The organism is Streptomyces sp. NRRL WC-3605 (assembly GCF_001509795.1).
Lineage (GTDB): Bacteria > Actinomycetota > Actinomycetes > Streptomycetales > Streptomycetaceae > Streptomyces > Streptomyces viridochromogenes.
Window position 1 is genome coordinate 40,068 of sequence record NZ_LLZN01000066.1, and the last position, 21,083, is coordinate 61,150.

At 72.5% G+C, this 21,083-nt stretch carries 16 protein-coding genes; 10 read left to right on the forward strand and 6 right to left on the reverse strand.

Annotation, left to right across the window (positions count from 1 at the left end; all coding sequences use genetic code 11):
• Positions 1–347: 347 nt before the first annotated feature.
• Together ADL34_RS21935 and ADL34_RS21940 are read left to right on the forward strand one after the other, a co-directional pair.
• Positions 348–992, forward strand: a complete 645-nt coding sequence (locus tag ADL34_RS21935; protein ID WP_062668516.1) for a TetR/AcrR family transcriptional regulator — start codon at positions 348–350, stop codon at positions 990–992.
• A gap of 245 nt (positions 993–1,237) precedes the next feature.
• Entirely contained in the window at positions 1,238–2,779 is a 1,542-nt protein-coding gene (locus ADL34_RS21940) for an MFS transporter (RefSeq protein WP_062668515.1), read from the forward strand.
• Between the two features lie 119 nt (positions 2,780–2,898).
• On the opposite strand, the gene ADL34_RS21945 is transcribed toward ADL34_RS21940, so the two are convergent.
• A complete protein-coding gene (locus tag ADL34_RS21945) occupies positions 2,899–3,414 on the reverse strand; it encodes a MarR family winged helix-turn-helix transcriptional regulator (protein ID WP_062668514.1) in 516 nt (171 codons plus the stop codon).
• A gap of 192 nt (positions 3,415–3,606) precedes the next feature.
• Here ADL34_RS21945 and ADL34_RS21950 point away from each other — a divergent pair, with 192 nt between their 5' ends.
• From ADL34_RS21950 to ADL34_RS21960, 3 genes are all read left to right on the forward strand, one after another.
• Positions 3,607–4,392, forward strand: a complete 786-nt coding sequence (locus ADL34_RS21950; RefSeq protein ID WP_062668513.1) for a dioxygenase — start codon at positions 3,607–3,609, stop codon at positions 4,390–4,392.
• Between the two features lie 379 nt (positions 4,393–4,771).
• Complete coding sequence (locus ADL34_RS21955; RefSeq protein WP_062668512.1) at positions 4,772–5,770, forward strand: sigma-70 family RNA polymerase sigma factor; 999 nt, start codon at positions 4,772–4,774, stop codon at positions 5,768–5,770.
• A gap of 350 nt (positions 5,771–6,120) precedes the next feature.
• Positions 6,121–6,774: a TetR/AcrR family transcriptional regulator gene (locus ADL34_RS21960; protein ID WP_079034179.1), complete on the forward strand. Its 654-nt coding sequence runs from the start codon at positions 6,121–6,123 to the stop codon at positions 6,772–6,774.
• Here ADL34_RS21960 and ADL34_RS21965 read toward each other — a convergent pair.
• Positions 6,771–7,739, reverse strand: a complete 969-nt coding sequence (locus ADL34_RS21965; protein WP_062668554.1) for a helix-turn-helix transcriptional regulator — start codon at positions 7,737–7,739, stop codon at positions 6,771–6,773. The genes ADL34_RS21960 and ADL34_RS21965 overlap by 4 nt on opposite strands.
• A gap of 185 nt (positions 7,740–7,924) precedes the next feature.
• On the opposite strand from ADL34_RS21965, the gene ADL34_RS21970 reads away from it, so the two are divergent.
• From ADL34_RS21970 to ADL34_RS21980, 3 genes are all read left to right on the forward strand, one after another.
• The gene (locus ADL34_RS21970) at positions 7,925–9,544 is read left to right on the forward strand and encodes an MFS transporter (protein ID WP_079034178.1); all 1,620 of its coding nucleotides are present in this window, start codon (positions 7,925–7,927) and stop codon (positions 9,542–9,544) included.
• A gap of 146 nt (positions 9,545–9,690) precedes the next feature.
• Positions 9,691–9,885 (forward strand): hypothetical protein, encoded by a 195-nt coding sequence (locus tag ADL34_RS21975; protein WP_062668510.1) that lies wholly within the window; start codon positions 9,691–9,693, stop codon positions 9,883–9,885.
• 48 nt (positions 9,886–9,933) lie between these two features.
• Positions 9,934–11,730, forward strand: a complete 1,797-nt coding sequence (locus tag ADL34_RS21980; RefSeq protein WP_062668509.1) for an HEXXH motif domain-containing protein — start codon at positions 9,934–9,936, stop codon at positions 11,728–11,730.
• Between the two features lie 23 nt (positions 11,731–11,753).
• Here the strand turns inward: ADL34_RS21980 and fxsT are convergent, their stop codons facing one another.
• The 4 genes from fxsT to ADL34_RS36415 form a co-directional block, all read right to left on the reverse strand.
• Complete coding sequence (gene fxsT, locus ADL34_RS21985) at positions 11,754–15,593, reverse strand: FxSxx-COOH system tetratricopeptide repeat protein (RefSeq protein WP_234375072.1); 3,840 nt, start codon at positions 15,591–15,593, stop codon at positions 11,754–11,756.
• Positions 15,590–16,537: an ATP-binding protein gene (locus tag ADL34_RS21990; protein ID WP_062668508.1), complete on the reverse strand. Its 948-nt coding sequence runs from the start codon at positions 16,535–16,537 to the stop codon at positions 15,590–15,592. Before ADL34_RS21990 ends, fxsT begins: the two co-directional genes overlap by 4 nt.
• A gap of 109 nt (positions 16,538–16,646) precedes the next feature.
• Positions 16,647–18,128, reverse strand: a complete 1,482-nt coding sequence (locus ADL34_RS21995; RefSeq protein WP_159038968.1) for an effector-associated domain 2-containing protein — start codon at positions 18,126–18,128, stop codon at positions 16,647–16,649.
• Between the two features lie 50 nt (positions 18,129–18,178).
• Positions 18,179–19,057: a toll/interleukin-1 receptor domain-containing protein gene (locus ADL34_RS36415; RefSeq protein WP_199835611.1), complete on the reverse strand. Its 879-nt coding sequence runs from the start codon at positions 19,055–19,057 to the stop codon at positions 18,179–18,181.
• A gap of 211 nt (positions 19,058–19,268) precedes the next feature.
• Here ADL34_RS36415 and ADL34_RS22005 point away from each other — a divergent pair, with 211 nt between their 5' ends.
• Positions 19,269–20,030, forward strand: coding sequence for a DeoR/GlpR family DNA-binding transcription regulator (locus ADL34_RS22005; RefSeq protein ID WP_062668506.1), 762 nt, complete (start codon positions 19,269–19,271; stop codon positions 20,028–20,030).
• Between the two features lie 34 nt (positions 20,031–20,064).
• Positions 20,065–21,012, forward strand: coding sequence for a 1-phosphofructokinase (gene pfkB, locus ADL34_RS22010; RefSeq protein ID WP_062668505.1), 948 nt, complete (start codon positions 20,065–20,067; stop codon positions 21,010–21,012).
• Positions 21,013–21,083: the final 71 nt, after the last annotated feature.

Genomic DNA, 21,083 nt, shown 5'->3' on the forward strand with positions numbered 1-21,083 from the left:
GCTCGCCGGACCGCGCGCTGCACCCTCTCGATCACCCTGTGTCGGGGGTCGCGGGCGCGCGCGTTGGAAAGGACCGAACGTGTGGGTTCCGCGGCGGCGCTCGGCGGCCTCGTGACCCCGAGCCGCTCGGCGGCTTGAAAATGTGACCCAGGTCACAGGAATAAGAGGCTGGGGAGGGAAATAACCGGGGACCTCTTCCCCGTTTAGACCTGTGTCCGCGCGAAACGGGGAGCACTTCCCCGGATCGCCCACCGGGTCGCAGAGGCCCACCAGGTCGTAGAGGCCCCCCGGGTCGCACAACCTGGGGGAAGCGGACACCGAGCATCACAGGAGACGAGGAGTACACCGTGCAGACCGCCACCCCCGCCGTGCGCAAGGCACCCCGGCCCCGCGCCGACGCCCTGCGCAATCGGGAGCGGATCGTCACCGCCGCCCGTGAGATGTTCGTCGAGCACGGCCCCGATGTGCCGCTCGACGACGTCGCCCGCCGGGCCGGCGTCGGCAACGCCACGGTGTACCGCAACTTCCCCGACCGCGACGCGCTGGTGCGTGAGGTCGTCTGCTCCGTCATGGACCGTACGGTGGCGGTGGCCGAGCTGGCGCTCGCGCAGACCGGGGATGCCTTCGAGGCTCTGGAGCGCTTCGTGCACGCCGCCGCCGACGAGCGGATCAGCGCACTGTGCCCGATGGTCCAGAGCACCTTCGACCAGCACCATCCGGACCTGGAGGCGTCGCGCGAGCGATGCGAGAGCCTCGTCGCGGCGATCATGGACCGCGCGAAGGCGGCGGGGCAGCTCCGGTCCGACGTGGACGTCGGCGACGTCATGATCACCGCGGCCCAGCTCAGCCGGCCGCCGGCCGGCACCGGCTGCGGCATCGCGGACCGCTACGTCCACCGCCATCTGCAGCTGTTCCTGGACGGACTGCGGGCCCCGGCCCGCTCCATCCTTCCCGGTACGGCACTGACCATGGAGGACCTGCGCAAGGCCTGACGCGACCCGTCCCGCAAGCACATGTCCTGAACCGACCGGAAGCACATGTCCTGACCGATCCGAAGCACATGTCCTGACTGACCCGAACGTCCGACCCGCCCGCCCCGCCGGCACACCGGCCGATGATTCCGGGGGACCACGGGGGTCGTCACTCGCACAGCCGTAGTCCAGCGGCCGTCACAGTCGACGAGCCGTCCCCTTTCCTTTCACTTTTTCCGTCACGAAGTCCCGAAGTGGGTACACCCATGTCTGAAACAGCCGTAAAGGCTTCCGGCGGCGCCCTCGGCGCTGCCGATCCGAACCGATGGAAGGCGCTCGCCTTCATCGCGATAGCCCAGCTGATGGTCGTCCTGGACGCGACCATCGTGAACATCGCGCTGCCCTCCGCCCAGCAGGACCTGGGCATCTCCGATGGCAACCGGCAGTGGGTCGTCACGGCCTACGCCCTCGCCTTCGGCGGCCTGCTGCTGTTCGGCGGACGCATCGCCGACCTCTGGGGCCGCAAGCGCGCCTTCGTGGTCGGCCTGGGCGGCTTCGCCGCCGCCTCCGCCCTCGGCGGGGCGGCCACCAACGAGGCCATGATGTTCGGCGCCCGCGCGCTGCAGGGCGCGTTCGGCGCGCTGCTCGCCCCGGCCGCGCTCTCCCTGCTCGCCGTGATGTTCACGGACGCCAAGGAGCGCGCCAAGGCGTTCGGCATCTACGGTGCGATCGCCGGTGGCGGCGGTGCCGTCGGCCTGATCCTCGGCGGGTTCCTGACCGAGTACCTGGACTGGCGCTGGACGTTCTTCGTGAACATCCCGTTCGCCATCGTCGCCGCGCTCGGCGCCTGGTACGTCATCCGTGAGCCGCAGGGCGGCCGCAACCGCTCGACGCTCGACATCCCCGGCGTCATCCTGTCCACGCTCGGCCTGGTCTCGCTGGTCTACGGCTTCACCCGCGCCGAGTCCGAGGGCTGGAGCGACCCGACCACGATCGGCATGTTCGTCGCCTCCGGCGTGCTGCTGCTCTCCTTCGTGATCGTGGAGTCCCGGGTCAAGGCCCCGCTGCTGCCGCTGCGCGTGGTCACCGAGCGCAACCGCGGCGGTGTCTACCTCTCGCTCGGCCTCGCGATCATCGCGATGTTCGGCCTGTTCCTGTTCCTGACCTACTACCTGCAGATCGTGAAGGGCTACTCGCCGGTCAAGACCGGCTTCGCCTTCCTGCCGATGATCGCGGGCATGATCACCGGGTCCACGCAGATCGGCGCCCGGCTGATGACCCGGGTCGCGCCGCGGCTGCTGATGGGCCCCGGCTTCCTGGTGGCCGCCGTCGGCATGCTGCTGCTGACCCAGCTGGAGATCGGCTCCTCGTACGCCGCGCTCCTGCTGCCCGCGATGCTGCTGCTCGGCCTCGGCATGGGCACCGCGTTCATGCCGGCCATGTCGCTGGCCACCCTGGGCGTCAAGCCGCAGGACGCCGGTGTCGCCTCGGCCATGGTCAACACCTCGCAGCAGGTGGGCGGCGCGATCGGTACGGCTCTGCTGAACACGATCGCCGCCTCGGCGACCACGTCCTACATCGCCGACCACATCGCCGGCGCGTCCAGCCGGTCCCAGCAGCAGCTGGTCCAGGCGCAGGGCCTGGTGCAGGGCTACACCAGCGCCATCTGGTTCGCCGTCGGCATCCTGGCCGCCGCCGCGGTCATCGCCTTCACCCTGGTCAACGCCGGCCGTCCGGGCGGCACGGCGGTGGCGTCCTCCGCGGAGGGCGCCGAGGAGGCACTCCCGGTGCCGGTCGTCGCGCACTGACGCACGGACGACCGCGGCCGTGAGGCCGTACTCCTGAGGGACCAGGCGTGCGTACCGGGAAGGGGACGCCCGGTGCGTACGCCACGAAGGACCTGCCCCGGCTCGCTGGAACGAGCGGTTCAGCGCAGCCAGGGCAGGTCCGCACCCGCTTCGCTCGGCTGAAGGCCCTCGGCGACGATCGTCATGATCTCGCCGAGGGCCTTCTGCTGTTCGGGGCTCAGCCGGTCGAACAGCGCCTGCCGCACGGCCCGCACATGGCCGGGCGCGGTCCGGCGCAGCACCTCGAGGCCCTCGTCGGTCAGGACAGCGAACTGGCCCCGCTTGTCGTCGGGGCAGTTCTCGCGGCGCAGCCAGCCGTTGCCCTCCAGCCGGGCGACGGCGTGGGAGAGCCGGGAGCGGGTGATCTTCGCGTACATCGCCAGCTCGGTCATGCGCAGCCGGCGCTGCGGCGACTCGGCGAGCGCGACCAGCAGGCCGTAGTAGAGGTGGGGCATGCCCGCGTCCCGCTGGAGCTGACGGTCCAGATGGTCGTCGAGCAGGGTCGTCGCCTCTATGTACGAGCGCCACACGCGCTGCTGGTCCTCGGTGAGCCAGGGGGACTCCTCCACCGGGGTGGACGTCGATGCGCTGTTCATGCACTCCACTGTACGAGCACTCTTCTTGAACTTTGAACTATCCCGGCGTACGGTCGTGGGAGACGAACGTTTTAGATTTGAAGCACTTCGGCCGGTCGGATGCCGCCCTGGATCGCATCCGTCAGGGACGGCCGGAGTGCTTCCACGGAGATGAGACCCGGTCGCCGCCGGGGCTCGGAGGGAGTGCCCGCCATGTCCGCCGCCGCCCAGGAGCGCATGCCCGCCCTCTACCTCAGCCACGGCGCCCCGCCGCTCGCCGACGACCCCGTCTGGCCCGGCGAGCTCGCCGCCTGGGCCGCCGGACTGCCGCGCCCCAAGGCGATCCTCGTCGTCTCCGCGCACTGGGAGGAGGCCCCGCTCGCCCTCGGCGCCACCGCGCCCGTGCCACTCGTGTACGACTTCTGGGGCTTCCCCGAGCACTACTACCAGGTGACCTACCCGGCCCCCGGCGCCCCCGAGCTCGCCGACTCCGTCCGCAAGCTGCTGCGCGCCCCCGGCGTCCCCGTCCAGGACATCCCGGACCGCGGCCTCGACCACGGCGCCTACGTCCCCCTCGTCGAGATGTATCCCGACGCGGACATCCCCGTCCTGCAGATCTCCATGCCGACCCTCGACCCCGTACGGCTCATGGAGGTCGGCCGCAAGCTGGCCCCCCTGCGCGACGAAGGCGTGCTGATCATCGGCTCCGGCTTCTTCACCCACAACCTCGCGGCCCTGCGCCAGGGCGGAATACCGGCCTGGTCCGTGGAGTTCGACGACTGGGGACGCCGCGCCCTGGAACAGCGCGACTGGGACGGGCTCCTCGACTTCCTGCACAAGGCCCCCGCCGGCCGCTACGCCCACCCCCGCACCGAGCACTTCGCCCCCCTCTTCGTGACCATGGGCGCCGCCGAGGCGGCCGGGGAGCTGGACGGGCAGAAGTCGGTGATCGACGGCTTCTGGATGGGGCTGGCCAAGCGCTCGGTTCAGTTCGGCTGAGGCGGGCGGGATCGTCCGCCCTGGCAACCTTCCGTGGGCGCCGACCGTCTTCAGGGACGGAAGGGCGGACGACGGCGACGGCCCCTCCGCCGAACGGCTGGGCGACGCAGGTGTGAGCGGGATCTCACCGATCGACCTCCGGCGGTGCCCGCTCCAGGGTGAAATCCCTGCCCATCCCTTCTGACCTGCGAATCCGTGGCCCGAACGGCGGTGGGGCGCCCGTGTGGCCCGGCAGGATACTGCAAGATCAGATAAATAGGGGGGCGGGTTGGGAATTCTGTCCTGATTCAAGTCGTTGTTCCCATCGAATGCAGGGCACTCGAGAAGAGTCCCAAGCGTTCAAAGGACCACCCGCCAGCCCAATCGCAAGGGAGCACGCATGGCAACCCGTGCCGTCGCCCGTCGTCAGTCCGCCACCGGCGAGGCCGTCGACGCGGCCAGCAGTGTTCGCGCCCATGGCGGCGAGATCGCGGACCGCGACCTGGTCGGCATGTATCTCGACGAGATCGCCCGTACGCCGTTGCTCGACGCGGCCAAGGAGGTCGAGCTCTCGCAGATCATCGAGGCGGGTGTGTTCGCACAGCAGGTCCTCGACGGGTACGAGGAGTCCAGCGCGGACGCCACCCGTGAGGAGCTGGAGGCCCTCGTCGCCGAGGGCGAGCGGGCCAAGGACGTCTTCATCCGCTCCAACCTCCGCCTGGTCGTCGCCGTGGCCCGCCGCTACCCCCGCAGCGGCCTGCCCCTGCTCGACCTGATCCAGGAGGGGAACGCCGGCCTGGTGCGCGCCGTCGAGAAGTTCGACTACCGCAAGGGCTTCAAGTTCTCCACGTACGCCACGTGGTGGATCCGCCAGGCCATCACCCGCTCCATAGCCGACCAGTCCCGGACCATCCGCCTCCCCGTCCACCTGGTCGAGGAGCTGGGCCGCATCCGCCGCGTGCAGCGCGAGTTCAACCGCGAGCACGGCCGCGACCCGGAGCCCGCGGAGATCGCCGCCGAGCTCGGTTCGACCCCGGAGCGCGTGACCGACGTCCTGGACTGGGCCCGCGACCCCGTCTCGCTGAACATGTCGGTGGACGACGAGGGCGAGACCCAGTTCGGCGACCTGCTGGAGGACACCTCCGCCGTCTCGCCCGAGCAGTCCGTCCTGACCCTGCTGCGCAGCGAGGAGCTGGACGACCTGATCGGCCGCCTCGACCAGCGCACGGCGTCCATCATCAAGATGCGGTACGGCATCGAGGACGGACGCGAGCGCACGCTGACCGAGGTCGGCAAGGAGCACGGTCTGACCCGCGAGCGCATCCGCCAGATCGAGAAGCACGCCCTGCTGGAGCTGAAGAAGCTGGCGCGCAGCACCGGCTTCGACGCGGCCGCGTAACGCACGCGGCCGCGGGGGCGGCGCCGCCGAGGGGCGTGCGCCGGGTGGCGAAAGACCGCGCAAACATGGCCGCGGAACGCTGCTTCAACCCCCAGGGCCCAGGGAACAAGACCTCAGGGCAAGGGAGTTCGACTCCCACCACGGACCGCGTCCCGACGCACTCCCCCGGCGCCGGGACTTTCCCCGAGCCGGGCTTCGGCGCCCATCCCCCCTGGGTGCCGGGGCCCGGCTCCACCCATGTCCCCGTCCGAAGGGGGCATGCGCGAGCGGACAAAGGGCCACCCCGTACCTGAACCACGGGGTGACCCCTCGGATGGCAGATTGTGTCACATGGGCATAGCCTGCAGGACGTGAGCAGCCCCACCCCCGCACCGCCCCCGGCCACCGCCTCCCTCACGGAACGACGCAAGGCGGCGACCCGCGCCGACATCGCCCGCGCCGCGGCCGGCCTCTTCGTACGGCAGGGGCTGAAGGCGACCCGGGCCGAGGACATCGCGCAGGCCGCCGGTGTCGCGCCGCGCACCTTCTACCGCTATTTCGCCACGAAGGAAGAAGCGGTCGCCCCGCTCTACACGGACGGCGCCGAACGCTGGACCCGGGCCGTCCACGACGCCCCCGCCTCCCTGTCGGTGCCGGAGGCCCTGGAGCACGCGGTCCGGCACACGCTCACCCCCGGCGAGGGCGTCTCCGGCGCTTCCTGGGAATGGACCCGCACCCTGGTCCGCCTCGCCCTCCGCGACCCCGCTCTGCACCGGGTGTGGGCGGAGGTCTGCCACGCCACCGAGGCCCGGCTGGCCGAGGTGCTGGCGGCGCGCGGAGTGGGCGACAACGTTGCCCCCGGCCTGGCCTTCCCCGCGGCGGTGGCCGCGGCCGTGGTCCGCGTGGCGGTGGAGACCTGGGCCACCGGAGACGCCCCTGCCGACGGCCCGGAGGGCCCCAGGGCGCGCGCCCTGGCCAACCTGGAGGCGCTGAAGGACTTCCCGTGGGGCAGCCCTCAGCGCTAGCCGACGGCCGCCCGGCTCAGCCGGCCGCCCAACTCCTCGACGGACCGCACCAGTTCCTCCGGCGCCTCGACGGTGAACTCGCAGCCCACCATCGCCAGCCGCACCGCAGTCCACTCCGGGGCGCCCCCGCTCGTCCCCCGCACCCGGCACGTCCGTCCGTCCTCCAGCGGCTCCGGCACGCCCAGCCACCCCGGCAGCCGCGCGGCGACGAACTCCGCGGGCGCGGCGAACGTCACGGAGAACTCGTACGACTCCGCCCACCCCCACATGGACCGCCGCAGATACTCGGCGGCGCTGCCCGTGGGCAGCTCCCGCGGAGCGAACCGCGCCCCCGTCGCGAACGGCTCGCTCACCCGGTCCACCCGGAACGTCCGCCAGTCGCCGCGGTCGAGGTCGTACGCGACCAGGTACCACCGCCGCCCGGTCGACACCAGCCGGTACGGCTCGGTCAGGCGCCGTGACGCCGTGCCGTCCTTCGCCCGGTACGCGAAGCGCAGGCGCTCCCGCCCCGCCACGGTCGACGCCATCACGGTGAGCGTCTCGGGCGCGATGCTGGCCCCGTCCCCGCTCGCCAGTGGCGTGGTGGCGGCCTGCAGGGTGCTCACCCGGTGCCGCAGGCGGGCCGGCAGCACCTGCTCCAGTTTCGCCAGGGCCCGCACGGACGCCTCCTCGACGCCCTCGACGGCGTGCCCGGCACCGGCCCGCAGCCCCACCGCGATCGCCACGGCCTCCTCGTCGTCCAGCACGAGCGGCGGCATCGCCTTGCCCGCGACGAGCCGGTAGCCCCCGTCGGACCCCTTGGTCGCCTGCACGGGATAGCCCAGCTCCCGCAGCCGGTCGATGTCCCGCCGCACCGTGCGCCGGGACACCCCCAGCCGGCCGGCGAGTTCACCGCCGGGCCACTCGCGGGGCGTCTGGAGGAGGGAGAGGAGGGTCAGCAGCCGTGCCGGAGTGTCCGTCGTCATGGGTTCGAGCATGCCGCACGTCTAGGACACGATCTGACCTATTGGGCCCGTAGCTTCGTTGCATGACCTCAGGCGAGCGCAGCACAGCGACACCGCGACAGCGAACGACCCCGACGGACGGGCCGACGGCGAAGGACCGGCCCACGGCGACGGACGGGCCCACGGCGACGGACGGGCCCACGGCGATGGCCACGACGGCCGAGGGCGCCACCCCCGTGAGGCCCGGCCCGGCACCGGAGGCCGCGGCGGCCCCGGCCGACCGGCGCCGCTGGTTCGCGCTGGCCATCGTGATGACCGCGGCCTTCATGGACCTCGTGGACGTCACGATCGTCAACATCGCCATCCCGTCGATCCAGCGCGAGGCCGGGGCCACCTTCAGCCAGATCCAGTGGATCACCGCGGGCTACGCCCTCGCCTTCGCCGCGGGCCTGATCACGGGCGGCCGGCTCGGCGACATCCACGGCCGCAAGCGGCTGTTCCTCATCGGCATCGGCGGCTTCACGCTCGCCTCCGCGCTGTGCGGCTTCGCCGTGAACCCGGAGATGCTGGTCGCCTCCCGCATCCTCCAGGGCGGCATGGCCGCGCTGATGGTGCCGCAGGTCCTGTCGATCGTCCACGCCACCTTCCCCGCGCACGAACGAGGCAAGGTCTTCGGCCTGTTCGGCGCGATCGTCGGCCTCGGCGCGGTCAGCGGCCCGCTCCTCGGCGCCCTGCTGACGGAGGGCGACCTCTTCGGGCTGGCATGGCGCCCGATCTTCCTGATCAACCTGCCGGTCGGCATCGCCGGCCTGATCCTCGGCAGCCGTTTCATCACCGAGTCCAAGGCCCCGAGGGCCCTCAAGCTGGACCTGGTGGGCGTCGCCCTGGTCACCCTCGGCCTGCTGATGCTGCTCTACCCGCTGACCCGGGGCCGCGAGCTGGGCTGGCCGCTGTGGGGCTACCTGTCGATGGGCGGCTCGCTCGTCGTGCTGGGGGCGCTGGTGGCGTACGAGCGGCGCAAGGGCGCCCGTGACGGCTCCCCGCTGGTCGAACTCTCCCTGTTCAAGGTGAAGAGCTTCGCGGCCGGTATCGCCGTCCAGACGGTGTTCGGCGTCGCGCTCGGCATCTTCTTCCTGGTCTGGACGCTGTACATGCAGTTCGGGCTGGGCTGGAGCCCGCTGAAGGCCGGCCTCACCGGCATCCCGTTCTCGATCGCCGTCTCCACGGCGGCCGGCCTGTCCGTCCAGCAGCTCGTCCCGCGCTTCGGACGCACGGTCCTCCAGGCGGGCGCGCTGCTCATGGGCACGGGCATCCTGCTCTACATCTGGGAGGCCGGCCGCTACGGCCTCGCCATCACCCCCTGGCAGATGGCCCTGCCCCTGATCGTGATGGGCGCCGGCATGGGCCTGATCGTGGCCCCGCTGACGGACGCGATCCTCTCCGAGGTGCCGCGCGAGCACGCCGGTTCGGCGTCCGGCCTGATCAACACGGTCCAGCAGATGGGCAACGCCCTCGGCCTCGGCCTGGTCTCCGTCGTCTTCTACGGCGTCGTCGACGACCGCCTGACCGAGGCCACGACCCCCACCGCGGCGGGCACCGCCTTCGCGGACGGCTTCCAGCACGCGCTGGGCTGGGTGGCGGCGGTGATGGCGGTCATCTTCCTGCTGATGTGGGCCCTGCCGGGCCGGGCAGAGGGACCGGGGACGGACGACGAGGCGAGTGACCCCGCGGAGCGCGACCCGGGCGCGCACGCTGGGCGCGCGCGCTCCACGTCGGCTCAGGACGGACCCCGCGAGCAGGAGGAACGCCTCGTGCACGCGCTCTGACCCCCCGGATAGCTCCCCCCTGGTGGGCCCGCGCAGAGACGGAATGTAATCTGCGACACACCAACGTTCTGTGCGGGCCCGCGCAGGACACGCCAGCGTCCTGTGCGGGCCCGCAGAGGACGGACGAACGAGAAGCGGCAGGCGTCATGGCATCGAGAGAACAGGCTGCTCCGACGGAGGCGGCGGCGCCGGAGACCGCGCCGTGGCTCCCCACCCTCTCGGCACTCTCCCTGGGTGAGCTCGCCGCGCTCGACCCCGCGGTGCTGGACGCGCCCATCGAGCAGCTCAAGCGCCGCGTCAACAAACCCCTCTCCACCATCGCCGGAAGTTCGGGCAGCTAACCCTGGCGAATGGCCCCCGGATCGCCGGGGCGCGCCTAGCATGACCTGATGCGTCATCACCAGCTCTCCCCGCCTGTCTTCGAGGCCCTCGCCTCGACCGGCGAGGACGTGTCGGCCGTCGAGGCGTTGCTCGACGTCGAGTGCAGCCGCCGTCTCCTGATGCTGCGCACCATCCTGGACGCCTGTGCGTCGACGCCGATGGTGGGCGAGGCGTGGGAGCTGCTGGAGCGTGCCGAGGGCCTGGACCCGAAGGGGTTCCGGACGGCCCTGCTGGACCCCCAAGTGGGGGTGTGGGCGGCTGGGTTGATGCGCCGCCTGCCGCCGAAGGAGACCGAAGGGCGGGAGAGGGCCGGGGAGGAGCCGCCCGTGTGGGTGGAGGCGGGGTTCCTCGGGCAGTTCGCGGCCGTCGTGGCCTTCGAGGCCGGGGTGGACTTCGACATCCGGGTGCCGATGCGCCGGGGCCGGGTGTTCCTTCCCCGGCTCGGGCGTGCCCACCTCGGCTCCGACGAGCCGTGGGGCACCGCCGGGGTGTCGGCGCGGGGCGGGGTCCTGCGGGTCGCTGCCCACGGGGTGACCGTGACGGTCCCGGCGGACGCGGACACCGACGGCCCCGGCTGGGAAGGGCTGCGCCGGATCCGGGCCGAGCACGACGGTCAGGCGCTCACCGTCGTCCTGGACGACCTGGGCGACCACCGGGCCGTGCCGGGGCTGGCCACCACGGGTCGGCTGACGGGCACTCAGTTCACGGTCTGGCACGGATGGTTCACCGCGATGTGGCCACTGCTCGTGGACGACCACCCGGCCAGTGCGCGAGCGCTTGCCGCGGGGGTGCGGTCCGTGGTTCCCCTGCCCCGAGGTGAGCGTCTGCGGGCACGCGCCGCGTCCTCCAGCGACGCGTTCGGCTGTGTGCTGCTGTCGGCGCCGGACGAGGACGCCGAGGCGCTGCCCGCCCAGCTGGGCGTCGCGCTCATCCACGAGTTCCGGCACAGCCTGCTGAACGGGCTCATCTTCCTGACGCCGCTCTTCGAGGACTCCGGCGAGCTCTTCCACGCACCCTGGCGCGACGATCCAAGACCCATCGGTGGGCTCGTCCATGGCGCGTTCGCCTTCTCGGGAGTCACCCGCTTCTGGCACACACGCGGCACGGACGGCCTCGCCGGATTCGAGTTCGCGCTCTGGCGCCACGCCGTACGGGACGTCCTCGCGACCTTGCGGCACCGGCCCGCGCTCACCCCGCTGGGCGACGACCTCGTGACGGCCCTCACGGAGCAGACCGCCTCCTGGGAGACGGACAGGGCGGGGGAGACGGAGTCCCGGCTCGCCGACCTGGCGGCGGCCCACCACCACGCCGCGTGGCGGGCCCACCATGTGCGTCCGCCGGCCGCGGACGTCGACGACCTCATGCGCCTGTGGGAGGCCCGGCGCCCCAGGGACGAGCAGACCCGAGCCGAACGGCCGGACGACGCGGTGCACACGGACCCCGACGCCTGCCGGCTGGACGTGCTGGCCCTGCTGGCGCGGCTGAGCCTCATCGATCCGGACTCCTTCACACGGCTGCGCGCCCAGGACGACCCGGGAGCCGAGGTGGCCGGAGCCGGCCCCGGCGACCTGGCGCTGGTGGCCGGTGACACACGGCACGCGGTGAAGCTGTACGCCGACGAACTCGCCCGGCCCGGCGCACGTCCGGCGGCCTGGGCCGGACTAGGACTGGCTCTCGTCGACAGCGGACAGAAGGCCGCGGGCACGGCGCTCGTCGAGCAGCCCGAACTCGCTCGTGCCCTCAGCGGCGCCCTGAGCGTGCCCCCGGACCCGGTGGCCCTGGCCCAGTGGCTCGGCGGCGCCTGAGGTCCGGCGCCGCCCACCCCCTCCTACAGCGGCATGGGGTCTATGTCGCAGTCCGCCCGGTGCTCCCAGTCCGCCGCGCGCTCCACCGCCGGATGCGCGGTGCCCAGCTTGCGGGCGAGGCGTTCACGGGTGTCCGCGTGCAGGGCGTCCGCCTCGTCGGTGCGCCCCAGGGCGCGCAGGTCCATGCCGAGGTTGGCGGCGCAGGCGAGGGTGGACGGATGGTCCTCGTCGAAGGTGTCCCGTGAGCGGCGCAGCGTCTCCTCGTCCAACGCGAGCGCCGTGGGGGCGTCCCCCAGCGCGTAGTGGTCGCTGGCCAGGTTCGTACGGCACACCAGGGTCGAAGGATGGTTCTCGCCGAGTGCGGCCGTGAACTCCTCCAGGACGACGCCGTTGATGTACTGCGAGGCGGCCGGGTTCCCCAGGAGCCGGTAGGTGATGGCCAGGTTCAGCGCGGCCGACAGGGCGTGCGGATGGTGCCGCCCGTAGGTCTTCTCGTACTGCTCGCAGATCTGGGTCCCGATCAGCAGCGACTGCGCCAGGTCTCCGCTGTGCCGCAGGTGCACCGTCAGTTCGAGGGTGGCCGCCATCGTCTCGGGGTTCTGGTCGCCGTATTTCTCGCGCAGTGCCGTGCGGACCCGTTCGGCGGTCGTCAGCGCCTCCTCGTGCTCACCCGCCTTGCGCAGGGCCACGGCCAGGTGCCGGAAGCACGACAGGCTGAGCGGGTTGTCCGGGCCCAGCAGGGCGGCCGAGCGCTCCACGATCTCCCGGTGGTACGTCAACGCGGTGGCGTACTCGCCCAGTTCACGGTTGTCCAGGATGAACCCGAGCCATGTGCGCAGCGTGTCCACGTGGTCCTGGCCGTACATGTTGATGTAGCTGTTCCAGGTCATCTCGTCGATGTCCCGGGCCCGGGCGAAGTCGCCGGCGAGGCGGAGGCTGACACCCAGGTTGTGCGCCGCGCGCAGCGTCTCCGGGTCGTCCGGTCCGAGCATGCGCAGATACTGCCGGTGCACGGACTCCGTCAGCGTCAGGGACTCGGTGAAGTCACCGCGCACCCGGTGGTCGATGGCGACGTTGCCGAGCGCGTCGATGGTGTCCTGGGCGTCCGGGCCCATGGTGCGCCGGTAGGCGTCCAGGACGGAGGAGTTCAGGTCGGCGGCCTCCTGGTAGGCCCCCATCGTGAAGAGCAGGAAGCCCAGCCAGCGCGCGACGAGCAGGGTCTGCGGATGGTCGTGTCCCAGGGTCTCGGACCACATCTCGTACGCGGTGCGGGCGAGGTCCCGGCCCGAGGTGTAGTCGCCCCAGCGCAGCAGGTAGATCACCTCGTTCACGACGAGGTTGCGCACCCAGTTCTCCTGCGACCGCACCGCCTCCGACACCACCACGTGCGGATAGAGCGAGCCGTACCGGTCCCAGCGGTTGATGTCGTTCGGGTCGTTCGGGTCGTTCGCGGCGAGCAGCAGATGGGCGCCGCGCCGCATCGTGCTGCGGTCCTCCTCGGTCATCCGGTACAGCAGCGCGGCCTGCACCAGCCGGTGCATCTGGAGGGAGTTGTTGCGGTGGTTGAAGCGGGCCAGCGAGTAGCGGCCGATCTCACGGATGACCTGGCCGAGCCGGATGGGGTCCTCCAGCGCCGCGTCCAGTTCGGGGGCTATGGAGCCGCGGGGCATACGGGCGAACAGGGCCCGCGCGATCGGCTCCGGCGCGTAGAACGAGCAGACCTGCAGCAGCTGGTAGGCGGCCGGGTTCTTGGTCTCCAGCTGGTCCAGCGAGATGTTCCAGGCGGCGATCACCGGGTGCTGGTTGTCCAGGGGGGCCGTCCCGCGCAGCAGATCGACGCGTTTCTCGTCGAGCAGGCGCAGGTATTCGTCGACGAGCATGCCGGTCTCGGCGTGCCAGGCCGCCGCCTGCTCGATGGCCAGGGGCAGGTCGCCGAGCGCCTCGGCGAGCCGGTCGGCGTCCTCGTCGCTGATCTCCGGTCCGCGCAGCCGCAGCAGCTGCTTGCTCTCCTCACGCAGGAAGACGTCGACCTCCAACGGCCTCGCTATGGAGGCCCACTGGGGGTTGCGGGAGGTGATGAGGATGTTGCCGGGCCCGCCGGCCGGGAAGAACTGCTGGACCGCCTCCGGGCTCTCGGCGTTGTCGAACACGAGCAGCCAGTTCGAGTAGGGCTTGCCGATACGCAGCGCCTCCAGGACGGCCGCGACGGTGGAGGACGCGTCGCTGCCCGGGGTCAGCCCGAGGCGCGGGGCCAGTTCGACGAGGGAAAGGGAGATCTGCGCGCTGCGCTCGGCCGAGATCCACCACACGACGTCGTACTCGGTCATCTTGCGGTACAGGTATTCCACGGCCAGCAGACTCTTGCCGACTCCGCCCATGCCGTGCAGGGCGTGTGGCAGGACCGCGGTGGCCTTCTCGACCAGCAGCCGCCGGTGCAACTGATCGAGGAGCTCCTCACGGCCGGTGAAGTTCGGGTTCCTCGGCGGGATGTTTCCCCAGACCGTGGGCGTGTTCCTGGTGCGCTCGGTTCCCACGGTGCCTGCCGGGGCCTGCTGCGGCATCGCCGGCCTCCTGTTCCCCTGATGCGTCGGACGGTCGGCGTCGCCCGGGGGGCGGGCGACGGCGTGGCTGGGTGTGCGGGGTGCGGTGGTGCCCTCGGATGGTGCGCCGTGCTGATCGAGGTGGGCGGCGAGAACGGCGTCCACCTGTCGTGCCGGTTCCAGGAAAGGGCCGGACAGGGCGTGGAGCACAGCGCTCTCCGCCCTCAGCCACGGCCCGGACTCCTCGTTCACCTCGGGAAGTCGGGACACGACGGCCCCACTCAGCAGCCGGGGCAGTCGCCACAAGTGTTCCCCGTCGTCACCCCGCCGATCCCCCACCAGCTCGACCACTCGTACGAGATCGGTGCGGCGTCCGGCCGCGAGCAGCTCCTCGCGCACCCCGGGCTCGAACTCGTGGCAGCGGCCGCCGAGCGCGGGCCGGACCAGCCCGTGGGCGAGGAGCTGGGCGAAGTCGGCCAGTGAACCGCCGGGAGGCAACCGGGCGAGCACCTGCCGGACGACCGGCGGCTCCAGCGGGACGGCGGCGAGCAGTGTGGCCATGGTGAAGACGTCGCGGGTGACGGCGGAGCGGAAGTGGGCCACCCGACCACCCGGTTCGAGGGGCGGCCCCACATCGCCGTCGCGCTCCGGCAGGCCGCCGCGTGGGAACATCACCGTCAGCGGCACCCAGTCCGGTGGGCCGGCACGCAGCAGCGCCGACCACGCGTTCAGCCAGCGGGGGGACAGTTCCAGCACCGGGACAGGGACGTCCGGGCCGTGGCGCGGAGGCCGGCCGTCCACGTCGGGGCCGAGCCCGCGTGCCCGCCAGCGCAGCAGATGGTTGGGTGCGCCGGGACCCGGGGAACGCAGCATCACCTGCCAGCCGCGCAGCGCCGTCGCCGGCCACACCGCGTGCGGCAGAAGGTGGATCAGGGCGACCGGTCCGGCCTGCCCCCAGCGGCGCAGCAACGGCTCCACGGCATGGCTGCGCCAGCGCGGTCCGGAACCGTCGGTGAGCAGCAGGGTCAGTCGGCCGCCGGCGACCTGCCGGGGCAGTCCGGCCGGGTCCGTGCTGCGGTCGTAGGGCAGCCGGTGGGTCGTGATGCGGCCATGGGCGCCGGTGCGGTGCAGTGTGCGGACGAAAGCGCGCGCGGTCTCCTCCCAGACATCCATGGTGGGGCCGCGGTCGACGATCACGGCCACGTCCCAGGGCCGCCCCCGGCCGCGGTCGTCCGCCGCCCCGGCCCGGCCGAGCGCCCGTCCCGCACGCCGCAGGGCATCGGGCAGCCCGGGCGGCAGCTCGGACCAGAAGCCGGTGGTCACGGCTCCTCCGGGGCCGTCCACGACCACAGGGCGTCGACAGCCGGCTGCCATCCCCGTTCGTCGGCGACGCTGCTCAGGACACCGCTCGCCGCCAGGTGCAGGGCGTCCAGCAGCCGCTCGACGACGGGTCCTTCGGCGCGGGCGGCCCGTTCCAGGAGGGCGTCCACGACGTCCGGTGCCGGAGTTCCGGGGTGGCCCGGCGGATAGTGGCGCGCGGCGATGGCTCGCAGGGTCTGTCCGTCCGGGCGGTGCGTCCGCAGCGGGACACAGTGCCGGAGGAGATCGAAGGGCATGTCCCGCTCACCGGTGCTGGTGATCACCACCACGGGGAAGGCGTGGCAGCGCACCACGCCGCCGGGCAGCGTCACCACGGCGTCCGGGTCGTCGTCCGTGGCCATCCGGCCGCTGCCGCCGGGCAGGCTGAACCCCCCGGCGGCCAGCACCGTGCACAGGTCCTCCGGCAGGGAGATCTCGGCACGGTCCAGCCGGTCGATCAGCAGGACCCGGGGTCTGCGGTACGGCAGGAGCGCGGTGCCCAGCGGACCCAGCCGCCCCTCGTGGGCGTACAGCCCCTCCCGCAGCGTGCTGAGGCTGGTGATACGCCAGTGCAGGACACGGCCCAGCGCCAGCTCGCGGCTGATGCGATGGGCCAACGACGCCTTGCCGCTGCCGGGTTCACCGGTGACCAGCAGGGGACGGCTCAGACACAGCGCCGCGTTGACCCGGTCCGCCTCGTCCGGTGCCAACGGCATCGGGGCGTCGCCCTCGCCGAGCAGCAGGGCGGCGTTCGGGTCGTCGGGGGGCGCCGGCAGCAACGGGCCGCCGCCGAAGCTGCGCCGTCCGGGCGGATCGGGCCAGGGCGCGCTGACGGGGCCGGGCCGGCCGGTGCCCCGGTAGACACCCCAGGGGGCCGGCTCGTGCGAGGGCTTATTGGTCGGCGGCATGAGAGGTGTTCCTCCGGCTGACGCTGATCGGCGACGGATACGGGCGGACACGAGAGGTACGGGAAGACGACTGCGGCCGGGCCGGGCCGGGCCGGTCACGGTCCCCGTCTCATGGCCACCGTCCGTCCGGTACGACGGGCTTGCGGTCCGGGTCGTCCCACAGCACGGTCAGATGACGGCCCAGGTGATGCCCCTCCCGGCCGTCGCCGTCGTGGATGGCGGCCTGGCGCCGGTAGGCGGCGACCTTCGCCGGGAAACGCTGCCAGCCCTCGGCGAGCAGAGCCCGTACGGCGTCCAGGAACTCCTGGGTGGAGCGGTCCGTGCGGTGCCAGATCACCACGGGCAGCCCGCTGCGCAGGGCTGCTTCCAGCTCGCGTCGGCCATGACCCGCACCGGGCAGCGGCGGCTCGCTCAGGACCGTGGCCACGACCTGCTGGTTGTCGCCGAGGCGGGCTTCCAGACCGCGCAGGTGGCCGCCGTCGCCGGCCACGGCAGGGACGTAGAGCGACTGCGCGGGCGGCTCGCCCAGCGAGAGCTGCAGCCAGCGGTGACGCCAGAACCGGTGCCAGGCACTGTTCTGCAGGCGGTCCAGGCTGCGGATCACCACGGGATAGTCCACGGCCAGTGGCACGTGTATGGCCTCCGTGGTGTCCCGCGGCCACCAGTCGACCGGCAGGTTGAGCAGCTCGAAGGGGAGCACGAACTCCAGCCACAGATCGGCGGGCCGGTCACCGGCCGCGCTCTCGACCGAGCGGACGATTCCGCTCACGGCGTCCTCCAGACCCTCCTTGGGCACCTGCGGCAACGCGTCGCCCTGCTCCCAGTGCGGGCCGCGCGCCAGGGACATGAAGGAGTGGGACACCGTGTAGAACGCGCTGTCCAGCGGGTCCGGGGTGATGTGGATGGCCAGGAACTCCTGGTGCGGCCGCACCGGGGCGGTGGGCGACCGGAACCGGTGCGCGCGCTCCAGATCGAGCAACCCCGCCAGCCCGTACCTCAGCGCCCACTGCCGGTTGCGGGCGAGGACCTCGCCCGCGAGCGTGGTGTTCATCGAGTCGGTGCTGCGGTCGAGGTACAGCATCCAGGGCGGCAGCCCGTCCCGCGGCGCGCCCTGTCCGGCCATGTGCAGGAAGTCGTGCCACGGGTTCTCCGCATGGGCCGGCGGTCTGGCGACCCGGTTGTCGGTGGCCGCGCGGACCAGAGCGGTCCGCATCTCGTGCGACATGCTCAGGGCGCCGAGGGTGCCGGTGAGGAAATCCCACGAGTCGGTGATCTCGGGCAGACCGACGAGCGAGTCGACGGCCGTCCACTCGTCGGCGAGCCGTTGGACCGAAGCGGCCTGCGGACAGCCGGGCTCCAGCATCGGCAGCTTGCGGGCGAGGGCCGACAGCCCGCCCGGGCACCGGGTACAGAAGCGGAACAGCTCCAGCAACTGCATCGCCGCCGTGGCCTGTTCGCGGAGATCGATCCGGCAGCCGAGGGCCTCCCCGACCAGATCGGTCAGCAGGGCGCGCGCATACCGGTCCTGCAGGGCGCCCACCGCCAGCAGCGCGTTGTGCCCCTCCTCGTTGATCCGTTCGCATATACGCAACGCGGAACGGCCGCGGCCCTCGCCGCCCTCCCATGTCAACGCCGCCCCACTCAGCCGGGGAACCGGGGTGGCAGAGCGGGCTTGGCACGGCCGGAGCGGGCGGCACCGACCCCCGTGAGCAGGCGCTCCCGTGCCTGCTCCGCCGGCAGGCCCACCAGGTCGATGTGGACGACCGAGGCCAGCAGGCCCTCGGGTGTGCACGGCGCCACCATCACCGGGACGAGTCTGCGGACCAGACCGGTGGGATCCGCAGCCTGGACCGCCTGCCACTCCTGGCGGCCGTAGACCGAGTGGAGGTAGTCGGGGGACAGCACCGCGATCGTGCGCGCGCACTGCGTCACTCCCCTCTCCATGCCGACCGGCCACTGGGTGCCCGGTACGAAGTCCCACTCCTGCACGAGGACGCCGTGCCCCGCGTCCTCCAACTCCCAGGCGATCCATGCGGCCCAGGCCCGGTCCACGGCGGTGTAGGAGACGAAGAAGTCCAGGGCGCAGTCCCCGGCCGCGGGGTCCGGTGAGGCCGTCGGCGTGCTCGCGGCCGCCTGCGGTCGCGGGACCGGTGCCGGGCTGTGCGCCGTGGGCCGGGGGAGCGGGCGTGGGCCGGCGGCCGCGGTGACCCGCCCGCGGACCAGTGCGCTGACCGTGTCGGAGGTGCGGCTGTGTCCTTCCAGCAGTGACACGACGTGCGCGAGCGCGGGCAACCCGCCCTCGACGGCCTCGCACGCGCGGACCAGCTCCAGGAACTGCAGCTGACGGGTGGGGTGTTCGCGCAGGTGAAGCCGACGGCCCAGCTCCTCGCCGATCAGCTCCTCCAGCAGCGCACGGCCCGAGCGGTCCTGCAGGGTGAGCGAGTCGAGCAGGGCTTCCACGAGTTCCCGCTGCCAGTCGTGGTCCGGCCCCGTGCGGTGGCGCGAGTCGTTCGTGTCCACAACACCCCCCGAAAGCTGTGTCCCACGTCCAGGATACGGACGCACTGACGCCGGGTCAGCGCTTCGTCACGTTCTTGCCGCGCGAGACGCCAACCTCCCGTCGAGGTCCGTTCATGCCCACATGAAGCCTGAATGTGTTTACTTCTCGACCACCCAGGCTTATGGTCATGCCAAAACCACAAGGTCGGGCACGCGGCAAAGGAGAACGGGCATGTACGCACCGGAGCGGCAGCAGGCGATCCTCCGGCTGGCCCGCGACGGCGGCCGGGTGGACGTGCTGTCGCTGGCGGAGGAGTTCCAGGTCACCGCCGAGACCATCCGGCGGGACCTCAAGGCGCTCGACCGGGCCGGACTCGTCCGGCGTGTGCACGGCGGCGCCATCCCCGCCGGGCGCCTCGACTTCGAACCGGACCTCACCGAGCGGGAGTCCACGGCGGCCGACGAGAAGGACAGGATCGCGAAAGCGGCCCTCGCCGAACTCCCCACCGACGGCACCGTCATCCTCGACGCCGGCACCACCGTGGCCCGCCTCGCCGCCGCCCTGCCGCTCGAGTCGTCCCTGACCGTCGTCACCCACAGCCTGCCCATCGCCGCCCGCCTCGCCGACCACCCCGGCATCCAGCTCCACCTCGTCGGCGGCCGCGTACGGCACCGCACCCGCGCCGCCGTCGACGCCTGGGCCCTGCGCGCCTACGCCGAGATCCGCGCCGACGTGCTGTTCGTCGCCGCCAACGGCTTCTCCGCCGAGCACGGGCTGACCACCCCCGACCTCGCCGAGGCCGCCGTGAAGCGCGCCGCCGTCGCCGCCGCCCGCCGTGTCGTCCTGCTCGCCGACTCCGGCAAGCACGGCCAGGAGCACTTCGCCCGCTTCGGCGACCTCGGCGACGTGGACCTGCTGATCACCGACACCGGCCTCGCATCCGGGACCGCCACGGCCATCGAGCACGGCGGCACGGAAGTGCAGCGTGTCTGAGACGTCCCCCCCACCCGGGCCTGGAAACGAGCGCATGATCCTCACCGTCACCCCCAACCCGTCCCTCGACCGCACCTACGAGGTGCCCGCCCTCGACCGCGGCGAGGTCATCCGCGCCACCGGCGAACGCGTGGACCCCGGCGGCAAGGGCGTCAACGTCTCCCGGGCCGTCGCCGCCGCCGGCCGGCGCACGGTCGCCGTCCTGCCCCTCGGCGGAGCGCCCGGCGCCCTCGTCGCCGATCTCCTCCAGGCGCAGGGCATCGACGTCGCCCCCGTCCCCGTCGCCGGCGCCACCCGCTCCAACATCGCCCTCGCCGAGACGGACGGCGTCCTCACGAAGATCAACGCCCCCGGCCCCGAACTGACCCCCGCCGAACGCGAGGCCCTCCTCGACGCCGTCCGCACCCAGGCCCGCGCCGCCGACTGGATCGCCTGCTGCGGCAGCCTCCCCCGTGGACTCGCCGCCACCTGGTACGCCGACGTCGTCACCCGGGCGCACGCAGACGGCACCCGGATCGCCCTGGACACGTCCGGACCGGCCCTCCTCGAAGCCGTACGGGCCCGGCCCGACGTCGTCAAACCCAACGCCGAGGAACTCGCCCAGGCCGTCGGCCGCCCCCTCACCACCCTCGGCGACGCGCTGAAGGCCGCCGGGCGGCTGCGCGAACTGGGCGCCCGCGCCGTCCTCGCCAGCCTGGGCGCCGACGGGCAACTGCTGGTCGACGGCACCGGCGCCTGGTTCGGCACCGCGCCCGTCGACGCCGTGCGCAGCAACGTCGGTGCCGGGGACGCCTCCCTCGCCGGGTTCCTCATCGCGGGCGGCCAGGGCCCCGGCGCCCTCGCCTCCGCCGTCGCCCACGGCGCCGCGGCCGTACGGCTGCCCGGAAGCGTCATGCCCACGCCCGCCGACCTCGATCCGCCGGCCGTCACCGTCACGGCCGACATCCCCGCGGACCGGGCCCTCACGGAGCCCACGTCATGAACGGCACGGACGCACCGGGCGCCTCTCCACACCTCCCCGTCCCCCTCCCCGTCCCCGCCCCCACCCCCGCC